General features: G+C 62.8%; 18 protein-coding genes. 12 read left to right on the forward strand and 6 right to left on the reverse strand.

The window, feature by feature from the left end; translation table 11 throughout:
- Positions 1 to 100 precede the first annotated feature (100 nt).
- A complete protein-coding gene (locus CK218_RS02580; RefSeq protein ID WP_143749594.1) occupies positions 101 to 4,942 on the forward strand; it encodes a winged helix-turn-helix domain-containing protein in 4,842 nt (1,613 codons plus the stop codon).
- A gap of 368 nt (positions 4,943 to 5,310) precedes the next feature.
- Here the strand turns inward: CK218_RS02580 and CK218_RS30480 are convergent, their stop codons facing one another.
- Positions 5,311 to 5,478, reverse strand: a complete 168-nt coding sequence (locus CK218_RS30480) for a hypothetical protein (protein WP_164746634.1) — start codon at positions 5,476 to 5,478, stop codon at positions 5,311 to 5,313.
- Positions 5,479 to 5,621: 143 nt separating this feature from the next.
- Between CK218_RS30480 and CK218_RS02585 the strand changes: the two genes are divergently transcribed.
- The 4 genes from CK218_RS02585 to CK218_RS02600 all read left to right on the forward strand — a co-directional run bounded on the left by CK218_RS02585 (position 5,622) and on the right by CK218_RS02600 (position 8,445).
- Complete coding sequence (locus CK218_RS02585) at positions 5,622 to 6,101, forward strand: MgtC/SapB family protein (RefSeq protein ID WP_067319603.1); 480 nt, start codon at positions 5,622 to 5,624, stop codon at positions 6,099 to 6,101.
- Between the two features lie 96 nt (positions 6,102 to 6,197).
- Positions 6,198 to 6,554: a hypothetical protein gene (locus CK218_RS29925; protein WP_143749595.1), complete on the forward strand. Its 357-nt coding sequence runs from the start codon at positions 6,198 to 6,200 to the stop codon at positions 6,552 to 6,554.
- Positions 6,555 to 7,196: 642 nt separating this feature from the next.
- The gene (locus CK218_RS02595) at positions 7,197 to 8,120 is read left to right on the forward strand and encodes an NAD(P)/FAD-dependent oxidoreductase (RefSeq protein ID WP_245434842.1); all 924 of its coding nucleotides are present in this window, start codon (positions 7,197 to 7,199) and stop codon (positions 8,118 to 8,120) included.
- 19 nt (positions 8,121 to 8,139) lie between these two features.
- The gene (locus CK218_RS02600; RefSeq protein WP_067318770.1) at positions 8,140 to 8,445 is read left to right on the forward strand and encodes a hypothetical protein; all 306 of its coding nucleotides are present in this window, start codon (positions 8,140 to 8,142) and stop codon (positions 8,443 to 8,445) included.
- 83 nt (positions 8,446 to 8,528) lie between these two features.
- On the opposite strand, the gene CK218_RS02605 is transcribed toward CK218_RS02600, so the two are convergent.
- The 4 genes from CK218_RS02605 to CK218_RS02620 form a co-directional block, all read right to left on the reverse strand.
- Entirely contained in the window at positions 8,529 to 9,014 is a 486-nt protein-coding gene (locus CK218_RS02605; RefSeq protein ID WP_095783489.1) for a DUF2269 family protein, read from the reverse strand.
- Positions 9,014 to 10,297 (reverse strand): SDR family oxidoreductase, encoded by a 1,284-nt coding sequence (locus CK218_RS02610; protein WP_095826754.1) that lies wholly within the window; start codon positions 10,295 to 10,297, stop codon positions 9,014 to 9,016. The genes CK218_RS02605 and CK218_RS02610 overlap by 1 nt, the downstream gene beginning before the upstream one ends.
- A gap of 73 nt (positions 10,298 to 10,370) precedes the next feature.
- Positions 10,371 to 10,877 carry a hypothetical protein gene (locus tag CK218_RS02615; RefSeq protein ID WP_095826755.1) on the reverse strand — a complete coding sequence of 169 codons (507 nt, stop codon included), beginning with the start codon at positions 10,875 to 10,877 and terminating at the stop codon, positions 10,371 to 10,373.
- Between the two features lie 548 nt (positions 10,878 to 11,425).
- Entirely contained in the window at positions 11,426 to 12,571 is a 1,146-nt protein-coding gene (locus CK218_RS02620) for an SGNH/GDSL hydrolase family protein (protein WP_179294416.1), read from the reverse strand.
- A 397-nt stretch (positions 12,572 to 12,968) separates the two neighbouring features.
- Here CK218_RS02620 and CK218_RS02625 point away from each other — a divergent pair, with 397 nt between their 5' ends.
- The 7 genes from CK218_RS02625 to CK218_RS02655 all read left to right on the forward strand — a co-directional run bounded on the left by CK218_RS02625 (position 12,969) and on the right by CK218_RS02655 (position 21,251).
- Positions 12,969 to 14,081: a sugar ABC transporter substrate-binding protein gene (locus CK218_RS02625; RefSeq protein ID WP_095826757.1), complete on the forward strand. Its 1,113-nt coding sequence runs from the start codon at positions 12,969 to 12,971 to the stop codon at positions 14,079 to 14,081.
- Positions 14,082 to 14,155: 74 nt separating this feature from the next.
- Positions 14,156 to 15,676 carry a sugar ABC transporter ATP-binding protein gene (locus CK218_RS02630; RefSeq protein ID WP_095826758.1) on the forward strand — a complete coding sequence of 507 codons (1,521 nt, stop codon included), beginning with the start codon at positions 14,156 to 14,158 and terminating at the stop codon, positions 15,674 to 15,676.
- A gap of 17 nt (positions 15,677 to 15,693) precedes the next feature.
- Positions 15,694 to 16,644 carry an ABC transporter permease gene (locus tag CK218_RS02635; protein WP_164746842.1) on the forward strand — a complete coding sequence of 317 codons (951 nt, stop codon included), beginning with the start codon at positions 15,694 to 15,696 and terminating at the stop codon, positions 16,642 to 16,644.
- Between the two features lie 171 nt (positions 16,645 to 16,815).
- Complete coding sequence (locus tag CK218_RS02640) at positions 16,816 to 17,700, forward strand: AraC family transcriptional regulator (RefSeq protein WP_067003926.1); 885 nt, start codon at positions 16,816 to 16,818, stop codon at positions 17,698 to 17,700.
- A 197-nt stretch (positions 17,701 to 17,897) separates the two neighbouring features.
- On the forward strand, positions 17,898 to 19,505 hold the full coding sequence (locus CK218_RS02645) for an FGGY-family carbohydrate kinase (RefSeq protein ID WP_095826759.1): 1,608 nt from the start codon (positions 17,898 to 17,900) through the stop codon (positions 19,503 to 19,505).
- A 125-nt stretch (positions 19,506 to 19,630) separates the two neighbouring features.
- Complete coding sequence (locus CK218_RS02650) at positions 19,631 to 20,011, forward strand: hypothetical protein (RefSeq protein WP_245434845.1); 381 nt, start codon at positions 19,631 to 19,633, stop codon at positions 20,009 to 20,011.
- Between the two features lie 49 nt (positions 20,012 to 20,060).
- Positions 20,061 to 21,251 (forward strand): NADH-quinone oxidoreductase subunit D, encoded by a 1,191-nt coding sequence (locus CK218_RS02655; protein WP_067004196.1) that lies wholly within the window; start codon positions 20,061 to 20,063, stop codon positions 21,249 to 21,251.
- A gap of 222 nt (positions 21,252 to 21,473) precedes the next feature.
- On the opposite strand, the gene CK218_RS02660 is transcribed toward CK218_RS02655, so the two are convergent.
- Positions 21,474 to 21,908, reverse strand: coding sequence for a hypothetical protein (locus tag CK218_RS02660; RefSeq protein ID WP_067003930.1), 435 nt, complete (start codon positions 21,906 to 21,908; stop codon positions 21,474 to 21,476).
- Positions 21,909 to 22,155: the final 247 nt, after the last annotated feature.

Consider the following 22,155-nt stretch of genomic DNA (forward strand, 5'->3'; position numbering starts at 1 on the left):
CTCGGGGTCACGAACGGCTTCCGATCATTTGCCGAAATCGGCGCTCCCCGCCCGATGTGAATGATGATGGCAAGCGCGAAACCGTGCTAGGATCGAAACATTGGACTGCGGCTTCGTGCTTGAGGGAAACGGCTTGAGTAGCTCGCCGCCCACGATGTTCGTGCTCAACGGCGTTACCGTCGACGTGAGCAGCGAGACCTTGCGCGACAAATCCAACAGCACAATCGCACTTCGTCACCAAACCTTCGCGGTGCTTCGTCACCTTCTGGAGAACGCTGATCGCGTCGTCACCAAGGACGAGCTGATGAGGGCGGTCTGGAACGGGATCGCGGTCACCGACGACAGCCTTGTGCAATGCATTCACGAGATCCGTGCGGCGCTCAATGACGGTCGGCAGGCTGTTGTGGAGACGGTGCCTCGGCGCGGTTACAGGCTGGTCCGTCCTTCAAGCGCCGGGCCAAGAATGGCCACTATCCTGGCAGCCGAACTGGCTGCTGACGGTCGGCCGCCAGGTGAGGCTGAGCGGGGCGCTGCTGTACCAATCGGGCCGTACAGGCAGATCGTCGATCGGCTGCTGGTGCAACATGCCGGTCGCGTGTTCTCGAGCGCCGAAGAGAGCGTGGTCGCCGAATTCGCAGGCCCTGTCGAGGCCTTGCGGTGTGCGAGCGACATCCAGCATGAGGTCGACAGACGGAATTGCCAAGTTCCCAAGACAAAGCGCCTGCGCTTCCGCATCGGGCTTCACCTCGGTTATGTCGTCGACGAGGGCGACCACCTCGGGGGCGAGGCGGTCGAGGTCGCAGCCCATGTTCAATCATTGTCACGACCGGGCGGGATTTGCATCACGGAAGCGGTTCATGCCCAGGCTCGAGACCGGCTCCCGCTGGAATTCATCGAGCTTGGCGAGCAGAAGCTGAAGGACGTCGCACGTGCCCTGCGCATCTACCGCGTACCTCTTGCTTCAGAGGAACCGGTCAGGTCGCCATTTCGCGGTCTCGATGCCTTCGAATTCGAAGATGCCGATCTCTTCTTCGGCAGAGCGCGGGCGATTGCTGCCTGCACTTCAAGACTGGAGCAGCAGGCAGCAAGCGGCACCGCATTCCTGCTAATCTACGGCATGAGCGGTTGCGGCAAGTCTTCCCTCCTGCGCGCTGGCCTGCTGCCGTCATTGATCCGGCCCGGAACCGTGGCGGGCATATCGTTGTGGCGCCGCTGCCTGATCCGCCTCTCCGAAGGACCGGATGCATTTGCTGTGCTGGCTGCGGCGCTGCTTAGCGAAGCTGCTGTGCCGGAACTGGCCTGCGAAGTAACAGCCGCGGAGCTCGCTCGGCTTTGCAGAAGCGCGCCGGATCGGGCGCTGGCGATGGTTCGCCAGGCACTTGGCAAAGCCGCTGGGTCGGCCCGCTCGCAGATCAGATTGGTTGTCGCCATCGATCAGCTGGAGGAGCTGTTCACGACGGAGAAGCAGCCGGCGACGCGCGAGGCTCTCGTGCGGCTCATGACGCTGCTCGCCGCGAGCGGACTGGCCTGGGTGATCGCGGCGATCCGTTCAGATTTTTTTCACCGTTGCGGCGAGGTCCCGGGGTTCTCGGCGCTCAAGGATGGCCTCTCCAGCTACGAACTCCTGCCGCCGACTGGCCCGGAGATCGGTCAGATCATCCGTGAGCCGGCGGGCGTTGCCGGACTCCGCTTTGAGGAGAATGCCGAGTTGGGGCGACTCGATGACGTGCTGCAGGAGGCAGCAGCTGCCGATCCCGGATCATTGCCGCTTCTGGAGTTTGTGCTCGACGCGTTGTACCAGGCCGGCCGCCAGCGCCGCGTTCTCACCTTTGCGGATTATCGCGCGCTCGGCGGGCTCGAAGGCGCAATCGCGCGCCGCGCCGATGAAGTCGTGGATTTACTGGCGCCCGAGATCCAGGAGGCCTTACCGACGGTACTGGGCGCCCTCACAACTGCAAGTCTGAGCGATGACACCGTGACGGCACGTCCAGCCCTGCTCACCGAAGTTGCAGGTACTCCCGCGCGATCGGCGCTGGTCAGGGCCCTGATCGACGCGCGGCTCCTCGTCAGCGACGAGAACGCCGCAGGGCGTGTCTTCGTGCGCGTTGCACATGAAGCACTGTTGAGACGCTGGCCGCGCGCAAGTGACATTGTGAATGCAAACCGGAATTTTCTCGAGACGCGCGAACGCCTCAGGGCTGATGCCCACCGATGGCACCTGGAAAGCAGGAATCGAGAGCTTCTCCTTCCGCCCGGCAAACGTCTGGCGGAGGGCGAAGAACTAATGTTGTCGAGACGGGGGGAGATCGACGATTATGTCCTTGAGTACATCGAGGAGTCTTTGCGTGCCCATCGGCAGAAAGAGGAGAAGGACCGGCACGCAGCGCTAGCGCTGATCGAGGCCGCCGAAGAGGCAAAACACGAGCGCCTGGAGCGCGAAGCCGAGCGCCGGAGCCTGGCGGCGGCCGCAGCAAACCGGCTTTCCCGACGTACCCGCAACGCAGCGATTGTGGCGATAATGCTCGCTCTCATCGCGGGCGCAGGCGCGCTGGTCGCCTTCAGGGCGCAGGAGGAAGCGAGGTCGCAACGCGACCAGGCGATGCGAAATCAGTTCCTTTCGCTGTCCTTCCTTTCGGAACAGTCCACCGGGGCAGGCAGCACCGAGGCTGCGATCCTGTTGGCGCTTGAAGCGCTGCCCTCAAAAGACCAATCCGAGCGGCCATATCTGTTCGAGGCGGAAGCAGCCCTCTACAAGGCTCTCCTGGCGCACCACCAGATCAAAATCTTCCGGCATGGCGCCGGCGTGACGGATACGGCATTCAATCCGAGCGGCGATCGCATCGTCACCGCATCCTACGACAAGACTGCAGCCGTCTGGGACATCTCCAGCGGAGCCGAAACTGCAGTTCTAATGGGTCATGAAGAGGCCTTGGAGAGGGCTGAATTCAGCCCGGACGGGAGCCGTATCCTGACGGCGGCGAGGGATGGCACTGCACGTCTCTGGGACGCTGTCTCGGGAGAGCAGCTCTTTATCATGCGCCCGGTAGGCAGCTATCCAACGGCAATCTTCAGCCCGGATGGCACCCGGGTGCTGACGGCGGGGGAGAACAGCGATGCAACGCTCTGGGATGCTCGGACCGGAAAGAAAGTTCTAGGTGTAAAAAGCGACGCATATACGCGTGCTGTTTTCAGTTCAGACGGCCGCAGCTTCGCGACGGCAGGCAAGCATTTTGTTTCAATCTGGAATAGCGCAGACGGCGCGCTGACGCGGTCAATCCGAGTGACCTCCTGGCCCTACAGCCTGGCGTTCAGCCCGGACGGAAGCCGGATGCTGGCCGGCCCCTGGGGTTGGCATTCACACCGCGACACTTCCAGCCTTTTCGATTTGTCGAAAGGAACGGAGATCGCAAAGCTGGCCGGCAGCAAGAGCGATACGCAATTGAACGGCGTGATTTTCAGTCACGGGGGTCAGCGAATCGCCACGGTGTCGCTCGATGGCACTGCCCGGATTTGGGATGGAGCGTTGGGAACGCTGCATGATGTGCTCGGCCAGGAGGTGTCGGGACTGAAGGCAGACATCGACACGGATGAACCCGATGTGGAGATGAACGGTGCTTTCACCCCGGACGACCGCTTCCTGGCGACCGCCTCGGTCAATGGGCCGATCCGCATCTGGGACGCTGAACGCGCCTCGTTGGTGACGACGATCGCCGGTCATGAATCCTTGGTCGAGCATATGGAATTCAGCCCGGTCGACAGCAACATTCTTCTCACTGCTTCACACGATGGCACCGCTCGGCTGTGGGATGTCGACGGCGCGCTGACGACTTCGCTCTCACATGAATATCGGCCGACTTTCGCGGTCTTCAGTCCCGACAATGTCCACCTTCTGACCGGCGGCGGCGACAGCGCGGCGCACCTGTGGGATATCGTGAGCGGGCGCGAGACAATCCGGCTCGATACACATGAGATTGTTCAAAGCGCGACGTTCAGCCTAGATGGAAGGCGTGTCGCGACGGCATCTCTTGGGGGGCAGGTCCGTGTTTGGGATGTGGCCACGGGACACGAGACCGCCCAGTTCCGATCACATCGCGGCCTGATCCAGATCCAGTTTGATCGCGATGGCAAATCGCTTCTCTGCGCATCGATGAACGGCACCGCGCAGCTGTGGGACGCGGCGACCGGCACCGAGCTAGCCGCCATCAACACGAGCAGCAACCTACCGCAGGCCATTCTTAGCCCTGACGGAAATCTGATCCTCTCGGCCAGGGAAGACAATGCGGGCCACCTCTTGACGACGGGCGGAGCCGAGCTCAGGGTTCTTGTGGGGCATCAGGATCGCATCACGGCAGCGGCCTTCAGCCCGGACGGTCAACTCGTCGCCACGGGCTCACTCGACCACACGGCTCGCATTTGGTCGACCACGGACGGAGCAAACGTCAGAACGCCAGTGGGACACACCGGCGCGGTAACGGTCGTCGCCTTCAGCCCCAACGGTCAGTTGCTGCTGACCGCCTCGCGCGATGGAACCATCCGGATCTGGAGCGTCGCTGGCGGACTGGAAAGGGCCGTTCTAAGGGGCCACAGCGGCGCGGTGGACAGCGCCCAGTTCAGTCCCAACGGTTTGTATGTCGTGACCGCGTCCTCGAAGGATCGCACGGTCCGGCTCTGGGCGACGCAATCGGGACGCCAGATTGCTGTCCTTGGCAGCCACGACGAAGCAACCATTCTACTGGGCTTTACACGCGCAGCTTTCAGTTCCGACGGCACCCGCGTTGCAATTGTTTCCGGCGAAAAAGATGTCCGCATCCTTCGCGTCTTCCAAACGTCCCGGGACCTCATTGAGTTCGCCCGGCGCACCGTCCCTCGCGAACTCACCGCTTGCGAGCGGCGAAGCTTCTTCCTTCCTCAAGACCCTGCAATTGGCACTTGTCCGGGCTGAGGTCGACAACGGGGTCAGAGCCCTTGTGATCAATCTGCGATGCCAGGCCGATACCGCAGCATGTTTTCGATCTTCTTCGTCCGCTGTGGGGGGTGCGTAGCAGCCATTCCGGGTCTGGGTTGGGCATTCTGATCGAATTCATAAGAAACTGGGATGGAGACGTGTCTGTACCTCAGACAGGTAGGCTTGCCATCCAAGGCAACCGTGAAGCAAACAGCGCAACGAGCCGGCGCGAAAGCCAAATTTTTTTAATTATTTAGATGCGAACTCGAAAGACGCTCTCTCCGCCAGCACTCCAGTGGTCGGGATGGCGGCAAGCCTCATCGTGGGCGGCTCAGATTGCACGCCGCTCTGAGGTGTGGATCGGCCTATGGTTCGTCCTTGTCGATCCCGATGCTCTCGCCCTCGCCATGCACCTGGTTCCGGTCCCAATCGTTGGTCTTGTCAGGCGTTTTCGCGGCAGCTTTTTGGTTTTCCCGTTCCTTGTCCTTGCGGGGCTTAGGACCGGGCAGATCGCGCGATGATTTGGGTTCCATTGAGGTGTGTCCCTGTCAGTCGAACAGAACCCAACGTGGGCTGAGCTCGAATGTTCCGGCGCTTTGCCGGCGATATGCGTTGCAGGGACATCCCGGCGTCCTGCGGAAGGAACCGGGCAGCCCACAGATACGTTCTGGCGCTCATGGATGAGCTTGTTGAACGTTTCGGGCAGCAAACCTGGCTGCCATTTTCCGTAATTTCAGCCAGGCTTTTGCTGGCTGCGGTTCTTGGCTCACTCGTCGGCATGGAGCGCGAATGGCGTAACCGGCCGGCCGGGCTGAGGACGCATATCCTGATCTGTCTAGCAACCGCCTTGATCGCCATCCTGGCCATCGAAATCACCCATCTCCCCGTCTTCGATGGCCAGGAGATAGCCATTGACCCCATCCGCCTGATTGAAGCCACAACTGCCGGCGTCGCATTCCTGGCTGCGGGGCTAATATTCTTCTCCAAAGGGGAGGTTCAGGGGCTGACGACCGGCGCGGGAATGTGGCTGGCCGGTGCCATTGGATTGGCAGTGGGTCTCGGGTTCTGGCAGATCGCAATTCTTGGCACAGTCTTGGCGCTGATCGTGCTAGGGCTTTTGCAGCTGGTGCAGGTTGCCCCAAAGGACGAGCAATAGTCGGAGCATTTGGAGGCAGGGCGTCCAGTCCCTGCGCTTGTCGGCGTTACAGTTTTTGCTGAATTGCAGATTCCGATCGTCTCGGCCGGCGCACTCATGGCAGATCATGACCTGTCACCAGATCAAGTGCAGACACCCATGGTCCGGCCCGACAAGGCAGGAATCCTCCTAGCCATTTTCGGCTCTGCGCAGCAGCCGCGACGAGTGCTGCCGATGCATCGCCTGCATGTCTTCAAGCAGCTGGAGGGAGCGCAGGGCGTCATCGGTCGGCAATCCCTGATCGCTGAGGTCGGCAACCAACTCGTGCTGACGGCGAAGGTGCCGCTCGCCTTCGTGAACATGCCGCCTGGCCATTTCGATATCATCGTCGATTGCCATTTACCGGAACGTCGCTGGTGTCGTGACGTTCCTCGGGTGGGCTGTCCAAGATTGGAACTGATTGCGCGGCCATGACTCGTTATGGGAGCGGTCGTTTACCGTTGGGACGTAGCCGTCTCGGCAGCACAAAGCCCGTCGCTTACGCTCACTAGCTGCGACGGGCTTTTCAAGTCTTAGAAAATGTTAATGTCGGTCGCCGCAAGCGCGGCGCATAATGGAACTCTGCCCCGCTGCGCGGGGTAAGGGCCCGGCCTGTATGTCAAGCCCCCAACCCCGCCCGGCAGGCCGGGCTACTTTGATCCACAAAAGCGAACTTTTGCACCGTCCGGTCCGCCGCGTGGCGAGAACGGCGGCCTGCGGCACATGAAGGCAGCCGAACGTCGTCAGCGTCTGGCGAGACAACGGATCGGCGCGCAACGCGAATGCACGGCGGAACCAATAGGCAAGGGCGCGGTTGGGGCAGATGGTCGCCTATAACGAAACAACTGATCCCGCGCTTACTGGTGCACGCGGTCGAGGCCGGATTTTGCGCCCTCGTTTCTGTCCGTTCGGAAGGAAACGAGGCCATCCTCACGAGCGACATCTGTGTCGGCCTCATTCTTATGAGAACCGGGAAGCAGTCGCGCACGCCCTTGGTCTTAGTCACCAACAGACAAGTTCGTTTGCCGGGCACGAGCCGCTTGCAATAGCTCTGCATCACCTCCCGGGAGTTCTTTGGTGATCAAAGACGATAGCGTCTGCCAGTGGGAACGAATTGACTGCTTGGTTATCGGTGGCGGTCCGGCCGGCTTGGCAGCAGCGACGTATCTCGGGCGCTTTCGCCGCCGGGTCGTCGTTGTCGATTGCGGTCAAAGCCGCGCGAAGCTCATTCCGATTACCCGCAACTGTCCCGGCTTCCCCGACGGCATAGCCGGCGCCGAACTGCTGAATCGGCTGCGGCAGCAGGCTTTGCAGAGCGGAGCCGATCTTAGGCACGATATAATCCACGAGATTGGCCGCGACGGAACGGATTTTATTGCGATCGGTTCGACAGCCATTCGTTCCCGCGCGGCGCTCCTGGCTACTGGCATTGTCGATAAGCTTCCAGAGACGCCTTCGGCAGACGATATGATCAGAGCCGGCACCTTGCGCCTCTGTCCGATCTGTGACGGCTATGAGGTGATCGATAAGCGGGTCGCAGTGATGGGCCCGGCGGAAGAGGCGGTGAAGAAGGCATTGTTCATGCGGACCTACACTCGCGACGTCACCGTACTGACGACCGATGCTTCGAGTGAAATTGATGCAGATGCCGGCCGACTGATCCACGAAGCTGGAATCCAGCTCGAGCCCTGCATCCCACATTCGCTACGACCCTCGGGAGAGCAGGCCACCATTCAACTCTCCAACGGAACAGCATCCTCATTCGATACCGTCTATCCAGCCATGGGATGCACGATAAGGTCGCAACTTGGCCTAGATCTCGGGGCGACATGCGACGAGCTTGGAAATCTTGTCGTGGATGCGCATCAGCGCACGGTCGTGCCAGGCCTGTATGCCGCTGGCGATGTGGTCAACGAAATCAATCAGATTGCTGTCGCATTCGGCCACGCCTCGATCGCAGCCACCGACATGCATAACTATCTTGACGATACCAAGTGCTAGTTTTCACCGGTGAATTGTGATGCATCTTGTTCAGATCCTGCTCCCCTGCTCGGACAACAACGGCCAGCCTTTCGCTCAAGAAGATTTCGACCGCGTGAAGGAAGAACTGGCGAGTCGCTTCGAAGGCGTTACTGCTTACCTTCAGGCGCCTGCCGACGGTTTGTGGAAAAAGGGTGCCGAGTCCAACGCCGACAAGATTGTGATCTTCGAAGTCATGGCCAACGAGGTCGATCTCATCGACTGGCGTGAACGCCGGATCGCACTCGAGCGGTGGTTTCGACAGGAGAAGGTGGTTATCCGCTACATGCCGATCGCGCTGGTGTAGTCGTTCTTGCCCATGCACGGGAAATCAAAGCCGGCGCCTCTCCTGCCGGCGTAGCTCAGATGAGCTCGCTCGGCCCGTCGGCATCAGCCGGTCCCGAACCATTCGATGGCCGGGCGGGTGATCATCAGCCATAGGATAGCGGCGACCGCGCCGAAAGCCGGAAAGCCGAAGACGAACCAGAGCCGGAAAAGCCGATGATAACGCGGCGGAAGCAGCTGGCCGGCTTTCGCCGCCGCCAGGGCAAGATCGCGCATCTCCATCTGCATCCAAACCACGGGAAGCCAAAAAACACCGGTCACGACGTAGAGAAGGATCGACAGCGCGATCCAGCCGTCCCAGAGCGAATAGCCGACGAGCCAGGCAAGCGCGACGCCGGTGATCGGTTGCGCCACAACTGCCGTTGCCGTGAACAGGAAATCGGCGATCACGACAATGCGCGCGACAGCGGCCACGGTAGCCGGGTTGCCGGTCCGGTGTGCAAGCAGCATGAAGAAGGCGATGCCGGCGCCCGTCCCCAGCAGGACCGCCGCGCCGACGATATGGAGATATTTGAGACCGAAGTAGAGCATCAGCGCTCCTCCAGGATCGCCAATGCGACGAAGTGCAGAAGAACGATCGGCAGGATCTTCATCAGCGGGCCGAGCGGTTCATTCCACAGATCGGGCCGCAGGAGCGTGCCGGCCAATGCATAAAAAACGCATACGCCGATCGCTCCCCGGAGCCCAACGCGCGCGGTTTTGCGAAGCGCGATGAGAACGCCGATGACCAGGTCGGCCAGCGCGCCGGCGATGACCAACGGCGCCGCCAGCGCGCCCACAGCAGTACCGATCAGGAGTTGGACACCGCTCAGCCATCCGGTTGTCAGGGATATGATTCCGGTCATGATCCAGAAGAACGGCAGCACCGTGAAGATCGCGGGTTTGATGAAGTAAAGGCCGGCAAACCATCTGTCCTGCACCGTGGCTGGGTTTGCGGCGAGTGCTGTCGGGAGACCTCGCGGCTCGATCCCGGTTGTCGCCTTCCAGGGTCCGGGATCACCGGTTGCTCCCCGGCTGATCTCAAGGGCGGCGTTGGTGCGCATGGGAGGGCGCCATCCCAGCACACTGACGGCGTCTCCCAGCCGATAAAGTAGACGCGCCGCCCATCTCGGGAGAGCCAGGACGCGAGCCTCGTCCCATCCAAGCCACCTGCGGTAATGCGCGACTACCTCCTCCATGGCGAAGGCGTCCGGACCAGCAAGGTCGAGAGCGATCCGTGACGGGCTGTCAGGGCTGAGGAAAAACGCCACCGTTTCGACCACGTCCTCAAGTTGAACCACCTGCAGACGGCCGGAGCCGGGCATGGAGGGCAGCAGAGGAAGCGCGGCAAGGCCGCGAAACAGGGCGCTCGCTCCAAAAACGGGGCGGCCCAGAACGACGGAGGGTCTCAGCACGACCCAATCCAAGTCGAGCGTCATCAAGGCCTCCTCGCCGGCATATTTGCTGGCGGAGAAGGCCGAGGGTTGCTCACGATCGACGCCGATAGCGGAAAAGTGGATGACCCGGCGCACCCCGGCTTGCTGGCAGGCACGAAACAGCGCCGCTGGGCCCAATGCATGAACCCCTGTCGTATTTTCGCTGGCGCTGTCCTGCAGAACACCGGCACAATTCACCACCACGTCAACGCCTTGAAGAGCACTGCCCCAGTTCTCGGGGGCGAGCGCCTTCGCCATATCGATGGCGACCGTTCCCGCCTCCCCCGCCCGGCTTGGTCGGCGTCGTGAGGCCCGCACGACCTCGTGCCCTGACGCGACCAAACGCGCGCACACCGCTGTGCCGATGAGACCGTTCGATCCCGTTACGAGAACCTTCATTGCCGATGTCCCGCCGGACAAGACAGCGCGGCGGGCCGAAGGGTCGGATCGTTCCGCAGAACGCGCCGCCCGGTCACCGGCTTCTCCTCTCGGCTTGCTGGTCGCGCCCTGTTGGCCGGTTGCCGGAGGAGTCGAACGCCTCGATGGCGGCGCGTTCCATTTCTCTCAGTGATCTCGAAAGCGTCAGGCCCCAAACGACATGAGCTGCAATCATCAGCATGTTTCTCCTGATGGGGTGACGGTGCGCCGGGGTCAGAATGCGGGCGGCGGGAATCCAACCGAGATAGCTCAGCGCCCAGATGCATAAACCATAGGCGATCCCGCTCCCTCGAGTGGTGGGCAGCAGGGCAAACAAAGCACCGGTGAGACCGCCAAACCCGAAATGCGCAAGCAGTGTTCTTGAACGTGCTTCGCGCTCGTCAACAGCTGGAAAAGTGCGGTCGACGATCTCGCGAGGCGGAAGCGGATAGCGCTCGTCGTCGGGCAGGACTGCGTGCAGGCGCATCATCGTTGCTGTCATCGCCATGGTCGCCGCGACGCCTGCCACAGCCCCAAGCAATGCCTTATCGAGCGGCCGCATTGCTCACCATCTCTTCTCCATTGGGATCGAAAGACGACCTTTGCGTCCAGCCTGACGTCGACGCTTCAGGCCAGAAGCAAGAATCAACGCCGTCGTCCTCGACCCTCACTTCGCTTTAAAACCTCCATCAACCCGGCAAGCCGGTCAGGGAGCCACCTCTCGGTCCGAAACAGCGGAAGTGCACGCAGATGGCGCCTCATTATCTCACTGGAAAACTGGCGCCTCAGTAGCTGCGCAATCTGCTCATTATTATGTCTTCCATGTCCAACCATTTTCGTGACCGCAATCGGTTCGGTCACCAAACCGGAAAGACTTGCAGTTTGTTCCTGGACAGCTGAGCTCTTCTGCCAGCTCCATTATGCTAAGTGCTCGTCGTCCTGTTCTGAGGTTGGCCATCTGTGTTTTCGCCGAATTGCACCCGACGACGGGCGCCGATATTGGAGCACGACCGGGGCGGGTCGCACCAAGAATGGTGACATGGGCGGCGCCGCCAACATCCAGAAGGCGCCGGCGCGGGCAGCAGCCGCCACTCGCAGAACCAGGTAATCCTATTGGCCGCGAAGCAAGCTCTCGAAAGCTTCCTCGAACAGCCTGGCCATCTCGGCATAGCCGTCGTCGGACGGATGCAGGCCGTCGCCGCAATCGAAGGCGGCGAGCAGCCTCGACGGGTTGGCGGGATCGGCCAGCGCGCGCTCGAAATCGACGATGGCATCGGCTTCGCCCGATGTCCTGATCCAGGCGTTCACCGCCTCGCGGTCGCGCTCCTTGGTCGGAGAGTAGAAAGTTCTGAGCGGCTGGCCTTCGAAGGCGCCACCGAAGGGCGGCAGCGTGCCAAGCAGCACCTTGATGCCGTTGATGCGGGCGCGTGCGATCATTTGCCGGTAAGCCGCGATCAGGCTTTCGACGGCGACGGCCTCCTGACGGCCGGCAAGCATGGTTTCCGGCCAGCCGATGTCGTTGATGCCTTCCAGCACCGAGACCCATCGGACGTTGGGAAAGCCCAGAACGTCGCGGTCGAAGCGGGCGAGCGCGTTGGCGCCGCGGGCGCGGCTGGCAAGCACGCGGTTGCCGCCGATCCCCTGGTTGAGGACGCCGATGCCTGACAGCCGGCCGCTTTTCGCAAACCGCTCCGCCAGCCGGTCCGGCCAGCGCGCATTGCTATCGACGGTCGAGCCGAAGCCGTCGGTGATGGAATCGCCGAGACAAACCAGAGAGCCGCTGTCCGGCCCGCTCTCGACCAGCACGGCGCTGAGGAAATAGCGGCTGGTCGAGGTCTGCTGCACCGGCAGTTCGGCTGCGCCGGCGAAGTCGCCGATTTCGGAGATGTAGGCGGTCTGCTGCGCCTCGTAGTGATAGGTCTCGATCGGAGCGAAATCGGGGAAATAGAGGCTGATCGCGATCTGCCCGAGATCGGGAACCGCTAGGTCCACAACATCGCTGAGCAGCGGCGCGCCGGGCGCCAGATCGGTCTGCCGTTCGCCGCCGAACGTCACCTGCCGGATGCTGCCGGCGTCGACCGCGCCGTCTTTCGCGGCAAGCGCGACGGTCGCGGCGCCGATACGAATCGGCGAGGCGCCATATTCGTTGGACAGCCTCAATCGCAACCTCTCACCGCCGGTGCTGACGCGCACGACTTGGCGTACCGTCTGCCGGTGGAAGCCATAGAGCACGGCGTCTCCCGGCCAGACGTTCATTGGGCTTGCGCTCCAGGTTCCGATCCAGTGCTCCATTCTCTCCATCCCTTCGGTTTCGGCGCGCGGCCCTCGCCAACACAGATAGCCGCGGCTTGCGGAGCGAGCTACCGGTTGCGCTTTCCGCGACACATAGATTTTTGACTCCGAATGCAACGCGCCGGAGGTCGAGCATGTTGTAGCGCAGTCGTAATCGCGGCCTCGGCTTTCACTAGCGGAATCAAAAAAGTACTAACACCCGCCCCGGAACGTGGTGGCTGGCCGGATAGCGCGCGCCTAGCCTGATCAGATCGTCCGGGGGAGGAAACGTTCCGGGGGATGTTTGGGCTGAGTGCCCCGCCGGGCGGGCTTGGTGGAAAGCTCTACCGGCAAAGATTCCAACCATTTCAGGGAGCGAGACATGGGTTGCGAGACCAAGAGCTTAACATTGAACCGCCGCGCGCTTTTGCAGGGCGCGGCAGCCACTGCCGGCGGCCTGTTGCTGGCGGGCGGCGAGCGCGCCGCGGCGCAAGGCACGACCTCCAAGGTTGTGGCCTGGGAGACCGGCTATCTCGGCTTCTTCTTCTTCGTCGTGCTGCAGGAGGCGCTGAAGCGCAAGGTCGAAGGCCTCGGCCTGGAATTCGTCGGCAAGGACGCCAATGGCGATGCCAACGCGCAGGTCAACGACTGGAACAGCCTGCTCTTGCAGAAGCCGCGCTACCTCATTTCCGACGCGCTGGATTCGGAGCTGCTCATCCCACTGAGCAAGAAGGCGAAGTCGCTCGGCGTGCCGCTCGGCATGGTCGACACCGTGCTTACCGGCGGAGAGGTAGCCGCTTCGGTGACCTTCGACAACAAGCTGTCGGGCGTCATGGCGGCGGAGAAGACCGCCGAGCTGCTCACCAAGAAGCACGGCTCGCCGAAGGGCAGCGTGCTCAACAATTACGGCTCGCTGACCGCCGTGGCGCTGCGCGACCGCAAAGACGGTTTCGAGGACACGCTTAAGAGCAAATATCCCGACATCGAGATCATCTCGCGGCCGCAGAACAACCAGCATGAGCAGGCGCTCGCCGTGGTCTCGGCGACGCTGCGCGAGCGGCCGGACCTCGACGCCATCCACATGCCGACCGACATCTTCGTTGTTGATGCCCGCAAGGCACTCGAAACGCAGAAACGACTGTTTCCGGTCGGCCATGAGAAGCACATCATCCTGACCAGCATCGATGCCTCGCCGAATGCGCTGGAATGGGTGAAGGCGGGTGAGATCGACGCCGACATTGCGCAGGACCCGATCGCCTATGTCGAGATCGTCGTTGACCTGCTGGAAGAGTACACGCTGAAAGGGAAGCCGGTTCCGATCGGACCTTACGAAAACAAGAAGTATTTTTGGGAGAAGGGCACGATCGCCGACAGCCCGTCCGGCCCGCTGCTCACCATCCCGCCCTACTTCCTCACCAAGGAAAATGCCGACGACCCGCGCCACTGGGCCAATGTCGTGACCCAGGTGTGGAAGATGCAGCAGAACGCCGGCTGAGATCGCAGCCGACGAGGCGGGTGAGAACGCGCCCATCGCGTTCTCACCTCATTTCGAGATTGCCGGTTATCCCAATGGTCATCGCCGACGGCACGATCGTGCCCGATAGTCTCGCGCAGGACGGCGCCAACGCTGTTCTTACCGTCGACAACATCTTCAAGCGCTTCGGCCCGCTTGCGGTGTTGGACGGCGTCTCGCTGAGCGTGTCGCGCGGCGCGATCCATGGCCTGCTCGGCAAGAACGGCGCCGGCAAATCGACGCTATCCAACATCATCGCCGGCCTGTTGCGCCTCGACACCGGCTCGATCCTGCTCAACGGCGAAGACGTGTCGGTCCTGCCGTTGCCGGCGCGCAAGAAGCGCGGACTCCACCTTCTGTCGCAGCATTCGGAGATCTTCGAAGACCTTTCGATCGGCGAGAACCTTCTGCTGCCGGATCTGCCGAGACGCTACGGCCTGATCGACTGGCCCGCGCTCAGCCGCCTGGCGGCGCGCCAGCTCGAAAGCCATGGCATGCCGGTCGACCCGAGGCGGCGCGCCGGCGACCTCGGTGCGAGCGACAGGCGCAGGCTCGCCATCATCAAGGCGGTCGCCGCCGAAGCCTCGCTGATCATTCTCGACGAGCCGACGGCAGGCCTTGCGGCGGCCGAGCGGCTCCATCTGCTGGAATGGGTCGAAAGCCTCACCAAACGCGGCACGTCCTTCATCTACATCTCGCACCACAACGACGAGGTGCGCCAGCTCTGTTCGGAATACACGGTGCTGCGCGACGGCAAGGTGACCGCCAGCGGCAAAGCGGCGGAGCTTTCGGCCGAGGCCATGGCGCGCGTCATCACCGGCGCCGACGTCGCCGAATTCCACCGCGCCCGCAAGGATCATGGCGCGGCCATCGAGCTCAGCGGGCTATCCTTTTCCGGCGGCGGCCCGGTCGATCTTGCGATCGGCCACGGCGAGATCGTCGGCCTCGTCGGCCTGCTCGGCGAAGGGCCGCAGGAATTGATGCGGGCGCTGGGCGGCCTGCTGCCCATCGAGGCCGGTGCCGTCCTGATCGATGGCCGGGAAGCGCGTCTCGGCTCGCCGGGGCAGAGCCTCGGCTCGGGCATTGCCTACCTCACCCATGACCGCATCGGCGAAGGCCTGGTCGGCTCGATGTCGGTGACCGAGAACCTCAACCTCGGCAATTGGCCGCTATCGCTCGGCTGGCTGGTGAGCGGCGCCGGCATGAACCGCCGCATGAGCGAGGCGCGCGGCGCCATGGAGATCGTCATGGGCAGCGGCGCCCAGGAGATCGGCGAGTTGTCTGGCGGCAACCAGCAGAAGGTGCTGCTTGGCCGGCTGCTGGAACGCAAGCCGAGATTGCTTCTGCTCGACGAGCCGACCGTCGGCGTCGATGTCGCCGCCAAGGAGCAGATCCACCGCCTGATCAACGATGCGACGAAGAAGGGCGTTAGCGTGCTTCTGCTCGCGCAGGACCCGGAAGAGATGCAGCGCCTCGTCGACCGCGTGGTGATCTTCTCCAAGGGTCGGATCGCGCGGATGCTGCGCGGCGCCGAGATCACCATCGATGCGATCGCCGAAGCGAGAGCGGCGCGATGACAGGGGCAGTATCGGACATGACCAGCAAGAAATTCCTTCTCGACAATGTGGTCTGGATCCTGATCATCGTGTTCAGCATCCTCGCCGGCTTCCTCAATCCCTTCTTCCTTTCGGAAGGCAATCTGCAGAACGTGCTGGTGCAGGCGACCACGCTGGGCGTGCTGGTGCTTGCGGTCTCCTTCACGCTTCTGATCGGCGAGATCGATCTCTCGGTGGTCGGCAATCTGGTCTTCTCGAGCATGATCGGCGCCTATGCCATGCAGCAGTTCGGCGTCCACTGGACGCTGGCCGTGCTCATCACCATCGTTGCCGGGGTGCTCGTCGGTCTGCTCAACGGCTACTTCGTCGCCTATTTGCGCATGAATTCGCTGATCGCGACGCTGGCCATGGGGCTTTTTCTGCAAGGCGCGGTGCTCGGCGCCACCCAGGCCCGCACCATGGTGGTGACCGATGAAGGCTACAGCTACATAGGCAGCGCCACCATCGGCAGCTGGCCGGTAATGCCGATCGCCCTCTTCGTCGCCTATCTCCTGGCGCATGTCGTGCTTGCTTATTCGGCCTGGGGTCGCAACCTCTATGCCACCGGCGGCAACCGCCGGGCGGCGAATGCCGCAGGCATCAACGTCAAGCGCGCGAGGCTTGGCGCCTTCAGCGCTTCCGGCTTCCTCGCTGGAGTGGCCGGCTTCCTCTACACCTCCTATCTCGGCGGCGTCAGCGTGACCGTCGGCAGCACGACGCTGCTCTATGCCGTGGCAGCACCCGTCATCGGCGGCGTCTCGCTGTTCGGCGGGCGCGGCCGCGTCATCGGCATGCTCGGCGGCACGCTGCTCATCACCGTCATCCAGACCGGCCTGCAGCTCATCAACGTCTCGGCCTATTACATTCAGATGATCGGCGGCGCGATGATCCTGCTTGCGATCGCCGTCGATGCCTTCCGCATAAGGAGCGAGGAACGCGGCGTCGTTTGAGGCGCCGCTCAGCGCCGTGGAGGCTCAGAATAGTCAAAAAAGTACCAATGGAGTGGCGCGAACATGGTGGCGAAGATCTTGTCGGCTCGATAGCTTGGCTGACATGAGGCCGAAACCGGACGGCGCGTCGTAGAGGGGACGCGCCTTGGCTTCAATACGGGAGGAGCAGCGATGAAACCCGATCTTGAAGTTGTGCAGATCAGGCCGGGCGAGTCTTTCACTGCCTGGTCGCACGGTTACCCGTTCCGCACGGTGCGCTGGCATTTCCATCCGGAATACGAACTGCATCTCATCGTCGCCACCCGCGGCCGCTATTTCGTCGGCGACTTCATCGGCGAGTTCGAGCCGGGCAATCTGGTGCTGACCGGCCCCAACCTGCCGCACAACTGGGTGAGCGATGTGCCGAAGGACGCGACGGTGCCGCTCCGCTGCCGCATCATTCAGTTCAATGAGGGCTTTATCGACGGCGCAATCAACACCTTCCCCGAGCTCGCGGCGCTGACGCCGGTGCTCGAAGCCTCGCGCCGCGGCGTGCTGTTCAGCCGCCAGACCAGCAAGCAGCTTGGCCCGCTGATGGAAGAGATCATGAATTCGCAAGGCGTGCGCCGCATCGAGCTGTTCATGATGATAATGGGTCTGCTCAGCCGCGCCGAAGGCGCGCGCATGCTGGCCAGCGCGAGCTACCTGCCCGATCCGTCGGGCTATATGTCGGCCGGCATCAACAAGGCGCTTGCCTATCTGCGCGAGAACCTGACCCAGCCCTTCAGCGAGACGGACCTGGCCGCCATCGCCGGCCAGTCGCCCAGTGTGTTCTCCCGCTCCTTCCGCCAGCACACCGGTATGACGCTGGTTCAGTATGTGAAGCGGCTGCGCATCAACCTGGCCTGCCAGATGCTGATGAGCGACGAGCAGGCTTCGATCACCAGCATCTGCTTCGAGGTCGGCTACAACACCCTTTCCAACTTCAACCGGCAGTTTCTCGCCGAAAAGGGCATGACGCCCTCGCATTTCCGGCGGCTGACACTGCACAACATCAACCTGGCGAAAGCGGCCTAGCCAGCCGGCACGACAAGCAGCGGCGTCGAATTGGCATGGGCAAACGTGCGCGGCAAGGCAAAGCTTTGCCTGCGCCGCTAGCCGGAACGGCAACACCGATAGGGAACGAAGGTGACATCACCGTCCGCGACCTTGTCATCCTGCGGCAAAGCAATGACGTATAGCAACCGAACGGATCGGGCGAAGGATCTGAAGTCATGAGCAGTCATTTCATCGGCATCGACATCGGCACCGGCAGTGCCCGCGCGGGCGTCTTCGACGAAGCGGGCGCCATGCTTGCGTCCGCCAAGGCCGACATCGCCACCTGGCATGCCGAGGGCCATATCGTCGAGCAATCGAGCAATGACATCTGGCGCGCCGTTGCTACGACCGTCCGCGAGGCGGTGTCGCTTGCCGGCATCTCGGCGCAGTCGGTGCATGGCATCGGCTTCGACGCCACCTGCTCGCTTGTCGTTCTAGGGCCGGGTGGCGAGCCGCTGACGGTCAGCCCGTCAGGGGATCGCGAGCGCAACATCATCGTCTGGATGGACCACCGCGCCACCGAGCAGGCGCGCAGGATCAACGGCACCGGCGAGGATGTGCTGCGCTATGTCGGCGGCACAATCTCGCCCGAGATGGAAACCCCGAAGCTCTTATGGCTCGCCGAGAACATGCCGCGGACCTTCGCCGCGGCATGGCAGTTCATGGATCTCGCCGATTTCCTCACCTGGCGCGCCACCGGCAGCCTGGCGCGCTCGACCTGCACGGTGACTTGCAAATGGACCTATCTCGCGCATGAGGCACGCTGGGATGATGGCTATTTTCGCAAGGTCGGGCTCGGCGCGCTCGCGGATGAGGAATTTGCCCGGATCGGCACCGAGGTCGTGGCGCCGGGGAGCGCGCTGCCCAACGGCTTGACGAGCGAGGCGGCGGCCGAGCTTGGCCTTTTGCCCGGAACGCCGGTCGCCGCCGGCATGATCGATGCGCATGCCGGCGGCATCGGCTCGGTCGGCGCGCGCGGCGGCGCCGGCGATGTGACCACGCGCATGGCCTATGTCTTCGGCACTTCGGCCTGCACCATGACGACGACCGAACAGGCGGCTTTCGTGCCGGGCGTGTGGGGGCCCTATTTCTCCGCCATGGTGCCGGGGCTGTGGCTGAACGAAGGCGGCCAGTCGGCCGCGGGCGCCGCCATCGATCGCCTGGTCGGCATGCACCCCGCCGCCGTCGGGCTGGCAGGGATCGCGGCGCGAGGCGGCCAGAACCTCAGCCAGTGGCTGGCGCAGGAGGCGGAGCGGCATGGCGGTGCGGCGAAGGCGGACAGACTGGTCGGCGGCTTGCATGTCGTTCCCGAATTTCTAGGCAATCGTGCCCCCTTGGCCAATCCCGACGCGCGCGGACTGATCGCCGGCTTGGACATGGCGACCGGGGCCGACAGTCTCGTCGCGCTCTATGTCGCCGGCCTCTGCGGCCTCGGCTATGGCGCCCGCCAGATCCTGGCGGCCATGCATGGCCGCGGCATCAAGGCCGACACCATCGCCATCAGCGGCGGCGCAGGGCAGAGCCCGCTCGTGCGGCAGCTCATCGCCGACTCCACCGGCAAGGTGGTCTACGCGCCAACGTCCCCCGAGCCGGTGCTGCTCGGCTCAGCGATGCTCGGCGCGGTCGCCGCCGGGCGCCACTCCCACCTTCCCGCGGCCATGGCGGCGATGTCGGAGGTGGGCGAGGTCTATTCGCCGAACGCGGCGCTCGCTGCCTGCCACGACAGGCGCTTTGCCGCGTTCGAACGCCTGCAGGCTGCCGCGCTGTCAGTGTTGACTGTGTGAGATATCCAGCCGTCGCCCGCCGACGTTTACCGTCACTTGCCCTCCTGGCCGGAACCATCGCCGGGCGGAGGGGTTGTGTCGTCAGACTTCGAGACATGGAAGGAAAGACGATGCGGACGGTGACGATGATGCTCGCTCTTTCGACCCTTGCCCTGGCGCAGCCGGTCTCGGCTCAACGCGCCGATCCGCAACCGCCCCAGGTTCTGCCCCCGGCTGAACAACGTCGGCTCGACCAGGTGCAACCCGATCCGGGAAGTTCCGGCCAAACCGTTACCAACGTCGTGGTGGTGGCGATGGAGGACCTGCCCGCAGAGATCAAGGTCCAGGCCGAAGCCGTGGTCACCAGGACAACCGCCACGGACCTGGCCAGGCTGCAGAAATCGATCGATGCCTCGCCCGAGGCGGTATCGGTTCTGCATGCGAACGGGCTGAATTCCTCGCAGGTCGTCGCCGCCAACATGGATGGCGACGGCACGCTGACGCTGATCATCCAGACCACGACATGATCGGCGCCGCCGCGCGCCAAAAAAAACGAGAGTCCGCGAAGAGGCCGCCATGGCCGAAACCGCAATTCGCAACTTCACGCTCAACTTCGGACCGCAGCACCCCTCGGCGCATGGCGTGCTCAGGCTGGTGCTGGAACTCGACGGCGAGATCGTCGACCGCGCCGATCCGCATATCGGCCTGCTCCACCGCGGCACCGAGAAGCTGATCGAATACAAGAACTATCTGCAGGCCCTGCCCTATTTCGACCGGCTCGACTATGTGGCGCCGATGAACCAGGAGCATGCCTTCTGCCTCGCCGCCGAGAAGCTGCTCGAAATATCGGTTCCCCGGCGCGGACAGCTTATCCGCGTCCTGTTTTGCGAGATCGGCCGGCTGTTGTCGCACCTGCTCAACGTCACCACGCAGGCGATGGATATTGGCGCGCTGACGCCGCCGCTCTGGGGCTTCGCCGAGCGGGAGAAGCTGATGGTCTTTTATGAGCGCGCGTCGGGCGCGCGCATGCATGCCAACTATTTCAGGGTCGGCGGCGTGCATCAGGATCTGCCGGGAGAGTTGCTCGACGACATCTGGAATTTCTGTGATCCGTTCCTGGGAACATTGAGCAATCTCGATGAACTCCTGACCGAAAACCGTATCTTCAAGCAGCGCAATGTCGACGTCGGCGTGATCGGACAGGACGATGCTTGGGCATGGGGTTTCTCCGGCCCGATGGTGCGCGGCTCGGGCGCGGCCTGGGATTTGCGCAAGGCGCAACCCTATGAATGCTACCCCGAAATGGATTTCGACATTCCGGTCGGCAAGCACGGCGACTGCTACGACCGCTATCTCGTGCGCATGGAGGAGATGCGGCAGTCGGTTAGGATCATGAGGCAATGTCTGGAGAAGCTACGCTTGCCCGACGGGCACGGCCCGGTCGCCGTACCGAACCAGAAGATCACGCCGCCGCCGCGCGCCACCATGAAGCGTTCCATGGAGGCGACGATCCACCATTTCAAGCTCTACACCGAAGGCCATCATGTGCCGCAGGGCGAGGTCTACGCCGCGGTGGAGGCGCCCAAAGGCGAATTCGGCGTCTATCTTGTCTCTGACGGCAGCAATGTTCCGTACCGCTGCAAGATACGTGCGCCGTCTTTCGCCCACCTTCAGGCGATGGACTTCCTGTCGCGCGGGCACATGATCGCCGATGTCGCGGCCATCATCGGATCGCTGGATATCGTGTTCGGAGAGATCGATCGCTGAGCGGAGGTGCGGCGCAGGCAGCCCTTAGAGCAGTTCCAGACACAGTCTCAAACTTCGCCCGGAATTGCATCAACAGCCGAATGAGCGAAAGCAAAAAGATAGAGCGGTTCGACGTTCTCGCAAAACGGTGAATCGCTCTAGCTACCGACGGCTGGGGACAACTCCCCTCCGTCTCCGATAAGGATTGAACTTGCCGCGGTTCTTCGAACCGCGGCAGTCGTCTTAGTGCATGAACACCGATCTCAGCCAGGCAAGAATGCCCGAGCCTGGAGAGATGGCCGCGCGAACGCGGGACGCCGCCCAGCGTGCCGGCAGATTGGCGCCGACATGGCAATGGCAGACGACCTCGTGCAGTTGCCAGTCGCTGAGTTCGAAGAAGCGCTTTGCTTCGCCGTAGGTGTCGTCCTTGAGGCCCTGAGCACGAAAGATCGGGTCTTCGAAGGCGACAGTAATCGGCGATCCGGTGGAACGCATCTTTTCGCGCACGTCGGGTGTGGCATATTCGGTGCCCGCAAGCGCCATAAGGCGCCGGCCGGGATCCTGCTCGAGAAGTTGCGCCCAGCGTTCGAGGCGTTGGCCACGACTGGCGATGAGAACCGCTGCTTCAGCATGAACGTCGGCAACGGCATTGAGTTGGTCTACGGTTTGGTGCTTCAAGGCCGCCTCCTATGTCGGCAGATGATCACCCGCCCCGCAAACGGAACTAAGGCGCTGCATGGCGCCGGCAAGGGCGAAATGGGCGACGGGAAATCATTTGATCGTCATTCGTGTCCGACCCCGCCGAAGCGCGGCGGGATCGCTGTGGAACCATCCCCGGTCGAGGCCGTTCTGCCATGCGTCAGCCGCCGGTGATCAGGTGTCGATGAAGCGTCGGATGAGGCGGCTCTACCCATCATGTTCTGGT

This window comes from Mesorhizobium sp. WSM3879 (genome assembly GCF_002294915.1).
In the GTDB taxonomy this organism is placed as follows: domain Bacteria; phylum Pseudomonadota; class Alphaproteobacteria; order Rhizobiales; family Rhizobiaceae; genus Mesorhizobium.